We start from the raw sequence: 12,791 nt of genomic DNA, 5'->3' as shown, positions 1-12,791 counted from the left end.
GAGGTTTTTCTGTAACATGCCCCCCATTCGATTGCTGTCACCGCGGCTCGCGAACCAGATTGCCGCGGGTGAGGTGGTTGAGCGCCCCGCGTCTGTCGTCAAAGAACTGGTTGAAAATGCCCTGGATGCCGGCGCCAACCGCGTCGATGTTGAGGTGGAGCAGGGCGGCGTTAAGCTGATTCGAGTTCGGGATGACGGCAGTGGTATTGAGGAAGACGATCTTCCCCTGGCGCTAAGCCGCCATGCGACCAGCAAGATTGCCAGTCTGGACGATCTGGAAGCCGTGGCGTCCCTGGGTTTCCGGGGAGAAGCGCTTGCCAGTATCAGCTCTGTCTCCCGTCTTACCCTGACCTCAAGGACCGAGTCCCAGGAAGCGGCCTCTCGGGTCGAGGTCGAGGGCCGGGAAATGGACGCGAGAATTTCGCCTGCAGCGCACCCTGTCGGAACGACCGTTGAAGTGCGCGACCTGTTTTTTAACACCCCGGCTCGCCGCAAATTCCTGCGTACTGAAAAGACAGAATTCAATCACGTCGAAGAATGCGTGCGGCGCCAGGCGCTGAGCCGTTTCGATGCTGGCTTCACGTTGCGCCATAACCAGCGTGTCGTTCAAAGCCTCAGGCCAGCGGAATCGGCCCTCGATCGCGAGCGTCGGATTGGATCCCTGTGCGGCCAGCAGTTTATCGATAACGCGGTGGTTATTGATGCGGAGGCCACCGGGCTGCGGCTCTGGGGTTGGGTCGCTCTTCCCACATTTTCGCGCAGCCAGGCCGATCTTCAGTATTTCTTCGTCAACGGCCGCGTTATTCGTGACCGCCTGGTAGCTCATGCCGTGCGCCAGGCTTATCGGGATGTACTCTACAATAACCGGCACCCGGCGTTTGTATTGTATCTGGAAGTCGACCCCGCCACCGTCGATGTAAACGTCCACCCGACCAAGCACGAGGTCCGGTTCCGGGATGGTCGGCTGGTTCACGATTTCATTTTCAGAACCCTGCACAAGGCGCTGGCCGATGTCCGGCCGGACGATCATTTCCGCGGCGCGGTGGCGCAGTCCTTTGGTCGCGAAGCAGTCACCCAGGGTCAGGAAGCCGTTCCGGCCACCGGTGCGTCTGCAGAGGCGGGCTGGAACGGCCAGCCATCGGTATCCAGCTATGGTTACCCCGGCGGCTCAGGCGCCGGCTTTGGCGGACAGTCGCAGCCCCAACAGGAGTGGCGCGCCAGCGATCAGATGGCGTTTTATCAGTCCCTGAATGCCGGTGGCGGAAGCGACGGACAGCAGGCTATGCCCGTAAGCGATCGCGCCGCCACGCCAATGCCAACACCGCCTGCAGACAGTGACCAGGAGCCGCCGCTCGGATATGCCATCGCCCAGCTGCACGGGATCTATATTCTTGCCCAGGGTCGTGCGGGGCTCATTGTTGTGGACATGCACGCGGCCCACGAGCGCATTACCTATGAGCGAATGAAGCGGGCGCTTGCCGAGCAGGACCTTAAAAGCCAGCCGTTGCTGGTGCCGCTGTCGCTGGCGGTTAGCCAGAAAGAAGCCGCCCTGACCGAGAGTCACGGTGAAGAACTGCAGAAGCTTGGTCTCCAGATTGAGCGGATTGGTCCGGAAACCCTCGCTGTGCGACAGGTGCCCGCGCTTCTGCGGGGTGCTGACACAGAACAGCTGGTGCGTGACGTTCTGGCGGATCTCATTGAGCATGGTCAGAGTGATCGTGTCGAGGCGGTGACGCATGAGCTGCTCGGCACCATGGCATGCCATGGTTCAGTGCGTGCCAACCGGCAGTTGACCATTCCGGAGATGAATTCGCTGCTCAGGGACATGGAGGCGACCGAGCGCAGTGGCCAGTGCAACCATGGCCGGCCGACATGGACCCTGGTGACCATGTCTGAGCTGGACAAGCTGTTTCTCCGGGGGCGCTGAGGTGTCACTGCCTCCTGCCATCTTTCTGATGGGGCCCACGGCTTCCGGAAAGACAGACCTGGCCATGGCGCTCTGCGACCACCTGCCTTGCGACATCATCAGCGTAGATTCCGCAATGATCTATCGGGGTATGGATATCGGAACGGCCAAACCCACGGCCGCAGAGCTCGCGCGGGCGCCCCACAGGCTGATTGATATCTGCGATCCGGCGGAAACATACTCCGCTGCGGATTTCCGTCGGGACGCGCTGACCGCCATGGCCGAAATAACGGCCGCAGGCAGGATCCCGCTTCTAGTCGGCGGCACCATGATGTATTTCAAAGCGTTGCTGCATGGAATGCCCGGTCTGCCATCCGCCAGCCCCGACGTACGACAGGCGCTGGAGCAGGAGGCAGAGGAGCGGGGTTGGGAGGCTTTGCATGAAGAGCTGCGGGCCAGTGATCCGGTGGCAGCCGAGCGGATCCATCCGAACAACCGGCAGCGTCTGATGCGGGCCCTGGAGGTATTGCGCCTTACCGGCAAGCCGATTTCGGAGTTCTGGCGAGCCGATCAGGGTGGCTGTGAGCAAACGACGGCAGTGGCGCAGGTCGGCGACATTGAGGATTACACCTATTTCACTCGCTGGCAGGCAGACGAAACATCTTTGCTTCCGTATACTGTAATTCAACTTGCCATGACGCCGCCTGAGCGGCGGGTGCTTCATGAGCGGATTCGCCTGCGGTTTCTGAAAATGCTGGAGGCGGGGTTCGTTGATGAAGTTCGGGCTCTGATGATCCGGGACGACCTGCACCCTGATCTCCCTTCCATGCGTTGTGTCGGATATCGCCAGGCCTGGAGCTATTTGTCCGGGGAAGACGACTACGAGACATTTGTCAGCAAGGGAGTGGCAGCAACACGCCAACTGGCGAAGCGGCAGTTGACCTGGTTGCGCAAGTGGTCAGATGTGGACTGGCTGGACAGCGGCGACAAACATATCGCTGAGGTAGCCTTGAAAAAAATCCGACTTCGCACCACATTTAATTTTGACAAATGACGATCTGCATTTACTAAAAACAGGAGAAAACACATGTCAAAAGGGCATTCGTTACAAGACCCTTACCTCAATGCATTGCGCAAGGAACGCATTCCGGTTTCCATCTTTCTGGTCAACGGTATCAAGCTTCAGGGCCAGATTGAGTCTTTCGACCAGTTCGTGATTTTGCTGAAAAATACTGTCAGCCAGATGGTCTACAAGCACGCTATTTCCACTGTGGTTCCTGCCCGAAATGTCCGCATTCCGCAGCAGGCTCCGGGAGGAGAGGGCGAGTCTGAAGACTGATCCATCCGTTTCCCGATCTTGCCACCCGCGTTCCAGAGGATCCCGACAAGGGGTCTTGTGGCCGCGGGTGTTTGTTTTTATGACCCTCATCATGTGTTTACCCCGGAGTTGATGCCAATTGTTTGAACGTCCTGATGTCGGTGAGCGCGCGGTCCTCGTCCACATCGATTTTACTGCCCACGATGGTACCGAAGACCCCGGCGAGTTCCGGGAGCTGGTCACCTCTGCCGGTGTTGAGCCTGTCTCAACCGTTACCGGGTCCCGCAAGCAGCCCAGCCCCAGATTTTTCGTTGGTGAGGGCAAGCTGGAAGAAATTCGTGATGCAGTAGCGGCGAACGAAGCGGATGTGGTGTTGTTCAACCATGCCCTGAGCCCACGCCAGGAGCGCAACATTGAGCACGAGCTCAAGTGCCGTGTGCTGGACCGCACCGGTGTGATTCTTGATATCTTCGCTCAGCGGGCACGGACTCACGAAGGTAAGCTTCAGGTAGAGTTGGCGCAGCTCGAGCATATGTCCACGCGACTGGTTCGGGGCTGGACCCACCTTGAGCGACAGAAAGGTGGTATCGGGCTGCGCGGGCCTGGTGAAACCCAGCTGGAAACCGACCGCCGGCTCTTGCGGGAGCGCATCAAGTCTATCCACAAGCGTCTGGAAAAGGTTCGTCGCCAGCGCAACCAGGGCCGCAGGGCCCGTCAGCGGGCTGACATCCCCACCGTATCGCTGGTTGGATATACCAACGCCGGTAAATCCACTTTATTCAACCGTATTACCACTTCCTCCGTATATGCTGCAGACCAGCTGTTCGCCACGCTGGATCCGACGTTGCGGCGGCTGGAACTTCCGGATGTCGGGCCGGTCGTAATGGCGGACACCGTGGGCTTCATCCGGCATCTGCCGCACAAGCTGGTTGAGGCGTTCCGGGCGACGCTTGAGGAAACAACGCAGGCGACGTTGCTGCTTCACATCATCGACAGCCATGACCCGCGCCGCGAGGAGAACATTGAGCAGGTTGAGGAAGTGCTTGCGGAGATCGGGGCGGACGACATTCCCATGCTGCAGGTGTTCAACAAGATTGATCTGCTTGAAAATTTCACGCCTCGGGTTGAGCGCAACGAAGAGGGTATCCCGGTGAGAGCGTGGGTTTCCGCGGTTACTGGCGAAGGCCTGGACGGCTTATTCGATGCGATCGTGGAGCGTGTGGCCGAAGACGTCGTTCACCACTTTGTCCTGCTGGGTCCCGCGGATGGCAAACTGCGTGCACTTTTGCATGAGGCAGGATCGGTGATCAGCGAGGAATACCGGGATACCGGCGACACGGTGGTTGAGGTGCGCCTGCAGAACCGGGATTGGCATCAGCTGCTGAGCCGCGCCGGTGTGAATGAAAAGTCAGTCAGGCTGGACGTGGGTCACGCCTGAAACCGCAGCGGCTATTGCCGGGGCGGAGATAAATCCCTAGTATTTGCAGCCATTCTATTTATAAGTCAGTAACGGAGAGCACTATGGCCTGGAACGAACCGGGTGGAAACCGTAACGACAATGACCCCTGGGGTACCGGTGGTGGTCGACGCGGCAATGATCAGGGGCCGCCAGACCTCGATGAGGCGCTGAAAAAAGGTCTCGACAAGCTCAACAAGATGCTGGGCGGCAAGGGTGGCAAGTCCGGCGGCAGCGGCGGCAGTAGCGGCGGCAGCGCCGGTGGTTTTGGTGCGATTCTCGCACTGGCAGCCATACTGGTGGTCGGCTATGTCATCTTCCAGTCCTTCTATACCGTGGACGAACAGGAGCGGGCGGTGGTTCTCCGTTTCGGTGAATACCACCAGACCGAGAATCCTGGCCTGAGATTCAAGGTGCCACTGATCGATAGCGTCACCAAGGTCCGCGTGACTAACGTGCGTACCGCTGAGTCCAGTGGCCAGATGCTGACCCAGGACGAAAACCTGGTAACGGTTGACCTTCAGGTTCAGTACCGCGTTGGCGACGCTGAAGCCTACGTGCTGAATGTGCGTGACTCCAACCAGGCACTGGCTTTTGCAACGGATAGTGCGATCCGTCACGAGGTCGGTAGCTCGACACTCGACGACGTACTGACCGAAGGTCGTGCAGAACTGGCCGTGCGGGTCGAGCAAAGGCTGCAGATGTTCCTGCGGGAATACGGCACTGGCCTGGAGTTGGTGCGGGTTAACGTTGAAAGCACCCAGCCACCACCAGCGGTCCAGGATGCCTTCCGTGAAGTCCAGAGGGCCCGTGAGGACGAGCAGCGGGTGAAGGAAGAAGCTGAAACCTACCGCAACCGGATCGTTCCGGAGGCTCGTGGTGAGGCCCAGCGCATGATCGAAGAAGCCAACGCCTACAAGGAAGAGGTGATCGAGCGGGCACGTGGTGAGACCTCGCGTTTCCTTGAGCTTCTGGCCGTCTATCAGATGTCTCCGACAGTCACTCGCGAACGTTTGTACCTACAGACGGTCGAAGAAGTCCTTGCTAACAGCAGCAAGATCCTGGTTGACACGGAGAGCAGTGGCAACATGATGTACCTGCCGCTTGATCGACTGACCCAGGGCTCGCTGCCCCGTACCGGTGGATCATCCTCCGGCAACAACCAGGGCAACGTGGACATCCAGACCCTGACTGATCAGGTTCTTCAGGAACTGCGAAGCAGGCAGGATACTACCGTTCGGAGGAGCAGATAATTATGGGACCTAAAGGTGTAGTGGGCCTTGCAGGCGCCCTGATCGTTGTCCTGCTGGTACTGTCCAGTGTGTACATCATTCCGGAAACCCATCGGGGTGTTCTGCTCCGGTTCGGTGAGCTGGTAGAGACCGATATCCAGGCCGGTATCCATTTCAAGGTTCCGGTCATCGACCAGGTTCGTGAATTCGACATCCGGGTTCTCACCATGGATCTGCCCTCACGGCAGTATCTGACCGTGGAGAAGAAACCGCTGGATGTGGATTCGTATATTGCCTGGAAGATCCGTGATGTGGACCAGTTCTATCGGGCGACCGGCGGTGACGAGTTCCGCGCTCAGTCCCTGTTGTCCTCCCGTGTTGATAACGGCCTGCGGGACGAGTTTGGTATCCGGACCATGGTCGAAGTGGTCTCGGGCCAGCGGGATGAGCTGATGCACACTCTGCGGGATCGCGTAAACCAGACCGCCCAGAATGAATTCGGGATCGAGGTCCTGGACATTCGTGTCAAGGCTATCGAATTCCCGGGTCAGGTGAGCGAAAACGTCTACCGTCGGATGGCGACCGAGCGTGAGAAACTGGCTCAGGAATTCCGTTCGCGGGGTCGGGAGTTGGCCGAAGGTATTCGTGCCGATGCGGATCGTCAGAGAACCGTTATTTTGGCTGAAGCCTTTGCCCAGTCAGAAGAAACCCGGGGTGAAGGTGACGGTCAAGCGGCCAGAATCTACGCCGATGCCTACGGCTCCGACGCGGAATTCTACAGCTTCTACCGAAGCCTGCAGGCTTACCGCAATACCTTCATGAGCAAGGATGACATCATGGTGATTGATTCCAACAGCGCGTTCATGAAGTTCCTGAACGATCCGCAGGGTGCCCGTTAACCCTGCACGTCGAGACCAAAAACCGGAATACCTCTGTATTCCGGTTTTTTTGTGCCCGGCAACCGTGTAAAATTCTGCCGGTTTTGTGTCGGGCTTTTGCCGAGTGCCGCCTTAAATCCTGTGTGATCCCCCCAGCCACCTGTGGCGGAGCGGATATAACGGACAACGGAATCTCATGACAGTATCTGATCGCTGGTTACTGCCAGACGGGGTAGAGGACATTCTTCCCCCATTGGCCGGACGGATCGAATCCCTGCGTCGGGATGTAATGGATACCTGCCAGCGCTGGGGCTACCAGCTGGTAATCCCACCGCTCATTGAATATCTCGAATCCCTGTTTACCGGAACCGGAAACGATCTGGAGCTTCAGACCTTCAAGCTCACCGATCAGTTGACCGGGCGGATGATGGGTGTTCGCGCCGATATGACGCCTCAGGCGGCGCGCATTGATGCCCATACCCTGGGCCAGGAAGGGATCACCCGTCTTTGCTATGCCGGGCATGTACTCCACACCCGCCCAAGGCACATGCTGACAGGTCGAACACCGATTCAGGCCGGCTGCGAACTGTTTGGCAGTGGCTCTGAAGCGGCGGATATGGAAGTGATCAGCCTGATGCTGGAAACCCTCAGGGTGGCCGGCTTGCCCCGTATCCATCTGGATCTGGCTCACGTTGCCATCTATGAGAGCCTGATCGGCGAGGCGGACTTTGATCGGGATACGGAGAGCGCCATTTTTGATGCCATGGCCCGTAAATCGGTGCCGGAGCTTGATCAACTGCTCGGTCAATGCCCTCCAGGCTCTGCGGGTGCTCGTTTGCGTGAGCTTGCCCGGGTCAGTGGTGGCCCGGAAGCCTTGAACGAGGCCCGTCGGATCCTACAAGGGGCGTCTGACAGCCTGGACGCGGCACTCGACCAGCTTGGGCGTGTGTCTGACATGCTGGGAAGAGATTACCCGGATATCAGCTTCGGATTCGATTTCTGTGAGCTTCGTGGCTACAACTACCACACGGGCCTGGTGTTTGCAGCCTACGTGCCGGGCCATGGCGATTCCGTGGCCAAGGGTGGCCGTTATGATGCCATCGGAAGTGACTTTGGCCGCGCCCGCCCGGCAACGGGGTTCAGTCTTGATATTCGCTCGCTCGTCTCTCTTGGCGAGCGCGTGACTCGCAGTGCCGGCGCTGTCTGGGCGCCGGCGGATGACGACCCCGCCCTGGAGGGCGTGATCTCCGGTCTGAGAATGACGGAAACCGTTGTTCGTGCCCTTCCCGAAGACGAGGGCGTTAACCCTGCCGCCAGAGGCTGTGACCGTGAGCTGGTCAAACAGAGTGGCCAATGGGTTGTGCAGAAGCTGGGCTGATGCCCCCGGGGCCTCGGTGAATTCATTTACAGGTAAACTTGCGAAACGCCTGTCCTGCGGGGCAGCCGCATTGAGAGAGAATCATGGGTAAAAATGTTGTTGTGCTGGGCACCCAGTGGGGTGATGAAGGCAAGGGTAAGATTGTTGACCTGCTGACCGACAAGGTTGCAGCGGTTGTCCGCTTCCAGGGCGGGCACAATGCCGGTCATACCCTGGTAATTGACGGCAAGAAAACAGCGCTTCACCTGATTCCTTCCGGCATTCTGCGGCAACACGTCTATTGCCTCATCGGCAACGGTGTTGTCCTGTCGCCCGAGGCTTTGCTGAAAGAAGTGCGTGAGCTGGAAGCCAATGACGTGGCGGTTCGCGATCGCCTCCGCATCAGTCTGGCGTGCCCGATCATTCTGCGTACTCATGTTCGAATTGATCAGGCCCGTGAAAGGGCTCGTGGTGTCGACAAGATCGGCACAACCGGTCGCGGTATTGGCCCGGCCTATGAAGACAAGGTTTCCCGTCGTGGCCTGCGCCTGGGCGATCTGTGCAATCCCGCCGACTTCGAAATGAAGCTCCGGGAGATCATGTCGTACCACAACTTCATCCTGACAGAGTACTTCAAGGAAGAGGCTGAGGACATTGATGCCGCACTGGAAGAGCTGAAGCAGATGGGCGAGGAAATTTTGCCCATGGCGGCAGACGTGACTGACATGCTGCATGATTTCCGTAAGCGTGGAGAGAATATCCTGTTCGAGGGTGCCCAGGGCTCGCTGCTGGATATCGATCTTGGCACCTATCCGTATGTGACTTCTTCCAACACCACCGCTGGCGGCACGGCCACCGGTTCCGGCTTCGGCCCGCTGTTCCTCGACTATGTGCTGGGGATCACCAAGGCGTATACCACCCGTGTAGGCTCCGGACCGTTCCCGACCGAACTGTTCGACGATATGGGCAACCACCTGGCGGTGAAGGGCAACGAAGTCGGCACTACAACCGGGCGCGCCCGCCGTTGTGGCTGGTTCGATGCGGTGGCTCTGCGCCACGCCATCCAGATCAACAGTGTGTCCGGTATCTGTCTGACCAAGCTGGACGTGCTGGACGGACTGGAAACCGTGAAGGTTTGCGTAGGCTACAAGACGCCTAACGGCGAGATTTTCCGGCCGCCCATCGGCTGCGACAGCTACAAGGACATCGAGCCGGTTTATGAGGAACTGCCCGGCTGGAGCGAAAGCACCGTTGGCCTGACCAGTGTCGATCAGTTGCCGGAGAACGCCAAGGCCTACATCCGTTTCCTGGAAGAGCAGATCGAAGCGCCGATCGATGTGATATCTACTGGTCCGGATCGTATCGAGACGATTACATTGCGTCACCCGTTCGGCGAGTAATCGCCAACGTTAAAAAAACCGCCCTGCTTAAAAGGCACGGCGGTTTTTTTGTGTTCAGGGCTTCTCGGCAATCACGGTAGCACGCAACGGCCCCGGGTATCCTTCCACGGTTTTTGAGGGGTCGTTCGGATCCAGAAAATCCTGGAGGGAGTTGAAACGCATCCAGTCGGTGCTTCGCTGTTCGTCTGAGGTCGTAGGGGTGACATCGACCACCCGGGCATTCCGGAAGCCGGTGCGGTCCAGCCAGCGCAGCAGTGTGTCGCAGGACGGGAGGAACCAGACGTTCCGCATCTGCCCATAGCGATCCTCGGGCATCAGGCTGAAGCCCTCAGGGCCTTCAACGACAAGTGTTTCCAGCACCAGTTCCCCGCCCCTGCGAAGTGTTCCCTTCAGTTCAAGCAGATGATCGAGCGGTGAGCGCCGATGATAGAGAACCCCCATGGAAAAGGTGGTGTCGAAGGTTTCAAGGTCGGCGGGGAGGTCTTCCATCCGAACGGGCAGCAGGTCTATCGGGACATCACCGAGGTAGTCCTTGACGCTGAAGAACTGGAACAGGAACAGCAACCCCGGGTCGATGCCGATCACCCGACCCGCGCCTTCGCCCAGCATGCGCCAGCAGTGATACCCGGAGCCACAACCCACATCCAGTATGCGACGACCGGAAAGGTCTGAAAGGTAAGGCGACACGCGGTCCCATTTCCAGTCAGAGCGCCATTCGGTATCGATGTAGGTACCGAAGAAGTCGAAGGGGCCTTTGCGCCAGGGCATCAGGCCGCGTAATCCGAGTTCCAGTTGCTCCCGTTGTGCCACGGTCAGGGGCTGTCTGGAGGTCAGGGTTACCGCGGATTGGTCCAGTTGCGCGTCTACCTGAGTCAGACCGGGTAGCTGGTCAAGGGCAGCTTGCCAGCGATCGAGATCGCCGTGGGGGCGGTCCTCAAAGCGGTGGGTCAGTTGCTGTTGGAGTTGCGTCGCCCAGTGCTCCAGGCCGTCTTTCTCAAGTTCATCGATGATAGGCCCGAACCGGGCTTTCCAGTCAAAGTCTGCCATGGTCATTCGGTGGTTTGGTTGGCCTTTATGGCGAGCATGGAAACAAAGTTGAAGCACTGATACCACACCACCACGTCATCGAAACCTGCCGACAACAGGCGCGCCTTGTGCGCAGCCAGTGTTTCGGGAATCAGCACCTGTTCGATCGCCGTGCGTTTCTGGCTTATTTCAAGATCCGAATAGCCGTTGGCGCGCTTGAATTCGTGATGCAGTCGGGTCTGAATGGCTTGCTCGTCGTCAGATTCAAAGCGAACTTTCTCCGACAGGATCAGGACACCGCCAGGACGCGTGGCATCAGCAATGCGCGCGAGCAGGCCGGCCCGCTTCTCCGGATCGACAAACTGCAAGGTGAAATTCAGAGTGGTCACCGAGGCATTACTCAGCTCGGTGTCCAGAATATCCTCGCACCTGAGGGTAACGGGGAGCGCACTGTCGTCCAGTGCAATGTAATGCTCGCAGCGTTCGATCATGGCGCTCGAGTTATCCACTCCGATCAGGTTGCAGTCCGCATGGGCGATACCATGGCGCATTGCCAGCGTGGAAGCGCCGAGTGAGCAGCCCAGGTCATAGCAGTTGGTGGCGGGCTGGGCATATTGCTCCGAGATAACCTCGATCATCGGAATGATGGTGGTGTAGCCCGGCACCGAGCGCCGGATCATATCCGGAAACACCCTTGCCACCGATGCGTCGAATCGGAAGTCCTCCGGCCGGCGCTCTGTGGCAAACAGCCGGTCCGTGATCTGCTCGGGTGCCTCCGACGGCTTGCGGGATTTATTCATTGGTGTCCGGAGTCTCGGGGGCGGGCAGAACGGCAGGCCCGGTCGGGGAGGGCCTTGAGCAGCGTACGCCGCGATTTTTATAGTCCACCAGGATTCCCCGGAACGAGGGATCCACATCGGCGGCAATTGCCAGGTAACCATTTTCGCACACGGCGTGCAGTTCCGAGGCTTTGGGCGACATGCGAAACGGATCCTCCTCGGTTACATGGATGGCTTGGAAATCGCCAACAGGCATGTGATCCTTGTTCTCGCTGTGGTTGATCCTGCCGCTCATCTCCAATACAAGAACGGTGCCAATAGCCGCAACCACAGCGGTTACGATCAGGCTACGGACGGTGTAACGGGCCTCATTCTGGCTCATGCATACCTCAAATCAAACGAATTAAAAGTGTTGGTCAGTATTGTCCCGGCACCGTGATGGCCGGTGACTGCAAGGCTGATAACTGCTCCCGGAGCGACAGAATCTGGTCTGACCAGAACCGTGGCTGGGCAAACCAGGGAAAGAAGCGCGGAAATGCAGGGTCATCCCAGCGCTTTGCCAGCCACGCGCAATGGGCAATCTGCCGGAAGCAGCGTAGCGGCTCAATCAGGTGGCGCTCGCGGCGATTGAAATCACGGAACATTTCATAGCCTTCCAGCAACTCTCCCAGCTGGGCGCCGCGCTCGAAGTCGTCTCCGTTCAGCAGCAACCACATATCCTGAATGGCGGGCCCGGTGCGGCAATCGTCGAGATCCACGAACAGCATCTGTTCGTCCCGGCAGAGAATATTACCGGCATGGCAGTCGCCATGAAGTCGCAGGGTTTCCACCGGGCCGGCTTCGTCAACCCGAGCGGCACAGAGTCTTTGCAGGTCAGGAATCAGGCTGTCCCAGGCTGGCCTGAGATCCGTCGGAATCCAGTCACCCCTTAACAAAAGCCGATTGCTGGCTTCGATGCCATCCAGCAAATCCATGCCCGAGCGATGGGCAAACGGTTTTTTGGCGCCAATATTGTGGATCTGCCCCAGCCATTGCCCCAGCCGGTAAAGGGTATCGGTAACACTGGTGTCTGGTGCTTGCCCGCCACGCTGCGGAAATACCGCAAACAGGAACTCACCATGGCGCCCGAGCGTGTCCCCGGTCGCCAGCCTCATGGGTGCTACAACCGGAATGTCGGCTTCCAGGAGTTCCAGTGTGAATGTATGTTCCTCGCGGATTTCCGCTTCGCTCCATCGGCCCGGCCGATAGAACTTGGTAATTACCGGGGCGCCTTCATCCAGGCCTACCTGATAGACCCGGTTTTCATAGCTGTTCAACGCGAACAGCCGGCCACTTACCGCAAACCCTGCCTCTTCCATCGCATCCAGAATGATATCCGGCGTCAGGGAATCGTAGGGGTGGGTGGATGCCGCAAGTGAGGGGTCATGGGTCATAAAGGG

At 58.7% G+C, this 12,791-nt stretch carries 12 protein-coding genes; 8 read left to right on the top strand and 4 right to left on the bottom strand.

The annotated features are described in order from the left end of the window. Positions 1-16 precede the first annotated feature (16 nt). The 8 genes from mutL (at position 17) to ACP86_RS02840 (ending at position 9,547) form a co-directional block, all read left to right on the top strand. A complete protein-coding gene (mutL, locus tag ACP86_RS02875) occupies positions 17-1,927 on the top strand; it encodes a DNA mismatch repair endonuclease MutL (protein WP_053112709.1) in 1,911 nt (636 codons plus the stop codon). Positions 1,928-1,955: 28 nt separating this feature from the next. After that, positions 1,956-2,960 carry a tRNA (adenosine(37)-N6)-dimethylallyltransferase MiaA gene (gene miaA / locus ACP86_RS02870; protein ID WP_227507920.1) on the top strand — a complete coding sequence of 335 codons (1,005 nt, stop codon included), beginning with the start codon at positions 1,956-1,958 and terminating at the stop codon, positions 2,958-2,960. A 33-nt stretch (positions 2,961-2,993) separates the two neighbouring features. Further along, positions 2,994-3,245, top strand: a complete 252-nt coding sequence (hfq, locus tag ACP86_RS02865; RefSeq protein WP_008170056.1) for an RNA chaperone Hfq — start codon at positions 2,994-2,996, stop codon at positions 3,243-3,245. Positions 3,246-3,363: 118 nt separating this feature from the next. After that, a complete protein-coding gene (gene hflX / locus ACP86_RS02860) occupies positions 3,364-4,662 on the top strand; it encodes a ribosome rescue GTPase HflX (RefSeq protein ID WP_008170060.1) in 1,299 nt (432 codons plus the stop codon). A gap of 83 nt (positions 4,663-4,745) precedes the next feature. Then, positions 4,746-5,933, top strand: a complete 1,188-nt coding sequence (hflK, locus tag ACP86_RS02855; RefSeq protein WP_053112707.1) for an FtsH protease activity modulator HflK — start codon at positions 4,746-4,748, stop codon at positions 5,931-5,933. Positions 5,934-5,935: 2 nt separating this feature from the next. Next, the gene (gene hflC / locus ACP86_RS02850) at positions 5,936-6,811 is read left to right on the top strand and encodes a protease modulator HflC (protein ID WP_008170064.1); all 876 of its coding nucleotides are present in this window, start codon (positions 5,936-5,938) and stop codon (positions 6,809-6,811) included. A 175-nt stretch (positions 6,812-6,986) separates the two neighbouring features. Beyond that, positions 6,987-8,168, top strand: coding sequence for an ATP phosphoribosyltransferase regulatory subunit (locus ACP86_RS02845; RefSeq protein WP_053112706.1), 1,182 nt, complete (start codon positions 6,987-6,989; stop codon positions 8,166-8,168). Positions 8,169-8,251: 83 nt separating this feature from the next. After that, the gene (locus tag ACP86_RS02840; protein WP_008170068.1) at positions 8,252-9,547 is read left to right on the top strand and encodes an adenylosuccinate synthase; all 1,296 of its coding nucleotides are present in this window, start codon (positions 8,252-8,254) and stop codon (positions 9,545-9,547) included. A 54-nt stretch (positions 9,548-9,601) separates the two neighbouring features. On the opposite strand, the gene cmoB is transcribed toward ACP86_RS02840, so the two are convergent. Genes cmoB through ACP86_RS02820 form a run of 4 tightly spaced genes read right to left on the bottom strand, consistent with a single transcriptional unit; the run spans position 9,602 to position 12,785 of the window. Next, positions 9,602-10,594, bottom strand: coding sequence for a tRNA 5-methoxyuridine(34)/uridine 5-oxyacetic acid(34) synthase CmoB (gene cmoB, locus ACP86_RS02835; RefSeq protein WP_176443072.1), 993 nt, complete (start codon positions 10,592-10,594; stop codon positions 9,602-9,604). Between the two features lie 2 nt (positions 10,595-10,596). Further along, on the bottom strand, positions 10,597-11,373 hold the full coding sequence (gene cmoA, locus ACP86_RS02830; RefSeq protein ID WP_053112704.1) for a carboxy-S-adenosyl-L-methionine synthase CmoA: 777 nt from the start codon (positions 11,371-11,373) through the stop codon (positions 10,597-10,599). Beyond that, positions 11,366-11,734, bottom strand: coding sequence for a hypothetical protein (locus ACP86_RS02825; protein WP_008170074.1), 369 nt, complete (start codon positions 11,732-11,734; stop codon positions 11,366-11,368). Before ACP86_RS02825 ends, cmoA begins: the two co-directional genes overlap by 8 nt. 34 nt (positions 11,735-11,768) lie before the next feature. Then, positions 11,769-12,785 carry a serine/threonine protein kinase gene (locus ACP86_RS02820; protein WP_053112703.1) on the bottom strand — a complete coding sequence of 339 codons (1,017 nt, stop codon included), beginning with the start codon at positions 12,783-12,785 and terminating at the stop codon, positions 11,769-11,771. Positions 12,786-12,791 lie beyond the last annotated feature (6 nt).

Source organism: Marinobacter sp. CP1 (assembly GCF_001266795.1).
GTDB lineage: Bacteria > Pseudomonadota > Gammaproteobacteria > Pseudomonadales > Oleiphilaceae > Marinobacter > Marinobacter flavimaris.
Note: the sequence above shows the minus strand (reverse complement) of the source record. Positions and strands in the feature narration are given on the sequence as shown.